The 2,185-nt window shown below is 75.3% G+C and carries 2 protein-coding genes and 1 pseudogene; 1 reads left to right on the forward strand and 2 read right to left on the reverse strand.

Annotated features, from left to right (window positions below):
* Nucleotides 1–995, reverse strand: a 995-nt coding sequence (locus ACTUAL_RS27700) for a DUF4135 domain-containing protein (RefSeq protein ID WP_440902296.1), incomplete at its 3' end; no start/stop codon positions are given.
* 115 nt (nt 996–1,110) lie between these two features.
* Nucleotides 1,111–1,704: a hypothetical protein gene (locus ACTUAL_RS27705; protein WP_440902297.1), complete on the reverse strand. Its 594-nt coding sequence runs from the start codon at nt 1,702–1,704 to the stop codon at nt 1,111–1,113.
* An 81-nt stretch (nt 1,705–1,785) separates the two neighbouring features.
* Between ACTUAL_RS27705 and ACTUAL_RS27710 the strand changes: the two are divergent.
* Nucleotides 1,786–2,185, forward strand: a pseudogene (locus tag ACTUAL_RS27710) (hypothetical protein); the annotation flags it as partial.

The following is a 2,185-nucleotide window of genomic DNA, read 5'->3' on the forward strand; positions in this document are numbered from 1 at the left end:
AGCACCGCCGTGCGCTGCACCGACCGGGCCAGCGCCCGCGCGGCCGGGTCGGCGGGCACGCCGGTGGTCGGCTGGAACAGCGTCTCCACGTCCACGAGCACCGCCTGGTCCCCGCACGCGATCAGGTTCTCGTAGTGCGCGTCGGTGGCGTCGACGGCGTGCAGCAGCGCGAGCAGCCCGCCGAGCCGGTGGTAGAACCGGTCGAGGTCGGTCACGTCGGCGCACGGCGCGCCCTCGGTGAAGGCGACCCAGCCGTAGCCGGGCCGCACCAGCACGGGCGGGACGCGCAGGTCGAGGCCGGTGCGCCCGCCGTACCAGGCGAGCTGGTCGTCGATCAGCGCGTTCTGCTCCACGGTCGGGGGCCGGTGCACGACCTTGCGCCCGTCGGCGAACGTCAGCACCGCCACCGCGCGCCCGCCGCCGTGCCGGTCGCCGCTGGTGGAGACGCCGACGAGCGGTCCGGGGTCGCGGCCACCCATCAGGGCCGCGACGAGCGCGACCCGGTCGTCGGCCAGGTGGTCGAGCACCTCGCGGTGGGCGCGCACGGCCTGCAGGCAGGTCTGGCCGAGCAGCCTGGCGAGCACCGGGTACTCGGCGAACAGCCTGGCGGGCCTGAGGTCCTCCACGAACGAGGCGAACCGGTCCCGCGAGGTCAGCCCGCGCAGCCGCCCGTCGAGCCGCCACCGGTGCAGCTCCACCACGAGGGTGCGGGCGGCGGTGCGGGCCAGGCGCAGGCCCAGGTCGCGGGCGAAGTCGTCGCGGAACCGCCGGTCCTGCGCGGTCGCGGCGCGCACCAGGGGGCGCAGCGCGAACGCGAACCCCTCCTCCCACGTGCCACCGGGGAAGCGGCCGGGCGGCACGTGCGCGCAGGCCCGCTCGGTGAACGCGGCCCACGCGGGTCTGCCGTGCGAGACCTGCTGCTCCCGGTGGACGGTCCGCACGCCAGCGGCCCACCAGGCGGTGGTGGGGGCGCGGCGGGTGGCTGAGGGTGGCACGCGGTCAACGTCGCACACGGCCGTGGTCCCCCACATGGGGGCCGCGCCCCCACTTTCCTCCCACGAGGGTGAGTGGACCGCAGTTTTGCGGAAGTCCCTGGTGGGGGCTCCCGCGCTACTCGCAGTTCTCGGCCTGCGCGGCGGCTTCCCGGTAGTCGGCGGGCAGCGAGGTCAGGTTGACCTTCTCGATGGCCTGGACCATGGTCGACATCGCCCCGGACATCGTGCCGAGCACGTCGGTCATCAGCTCGCTGGTCAGCTCGGGCGCCTCGTCCAGCCGCTTCTTCGCCCCGACGATCTTGTCCTTGGCCTCCTTGAGCGGCTTGAGCACGACCTCGACGGCCTGCTGCGTCCCGGCGTTCGGCGCGGGCAGCAGCTGCTCGTAGTCGTGGACGGCGACCTCCAGCACGCCTGCCAGCCTGCCCAGGGACCCGCTGATGCTCGCCTTCATCTCGGCGGGCGTCCCGGCGGGGGCCTCGGTGGTCCCGACGCTGCCCGAGGCGATCAGGTACTTGGCGACCCCGCAGAACCGGTCCACCCACTTGACCATCTCCAGCGGCATCCGCCCGGTCGAGGACGCGGGCGGCTGACCGCTCGCGCTGGTCCCCGCGGTCGACGCGGGCGTCGCGGAGACGGCGCTGCCGTCGACCCGCGAGGCGCAGCCGACGGTCAGCAGCAGTGCCAACGCGGTGAGCACGCACTTCTTCACCCGGCTTTTCTACCCCGACCTCACACGATCGGGGGGACGAACATGACAACTCGGGTCGTCCTCGGCCAGGATCGGCGTCTCATGGTGCTCACCCTCCACGTGCTCGACGGGGTCGCGGTCGTCCGCGCCGACCGGCCGCTGGAGTGCGAGCTGGGCCCGCTCCTGGAAGTGCTGCCGGTGGTGGCCTCGCGCGGGGCGGGCGTGCTGCACGGCTGCTTCCTGCCCGCCTCCGGGCCGCGCGAGGTGGCGCTGGCCCCCCGCCGCCAGGTCGCCGCGCAGCGCGCGCTGCTGGTCCGGGTGTGCGCCTCGCTCACCGCGTCCGGCATCCCGCTGATCGCCGCCGTCGACGGCCACGCGGGTGGCAGCGGGTGGGAGCTGGCCTCGGCCGGCGGGTCGCGGGTGCTGGCGGAGGAGGCGGGGGTCGTCGGCCGGACCGGCGGCCGGGTGCTGCACGGCCGGGCGCTCGACGCCCGCGCCGCCC

This window comes from Actinosynnema sp. (assembly GCF_052038725.1).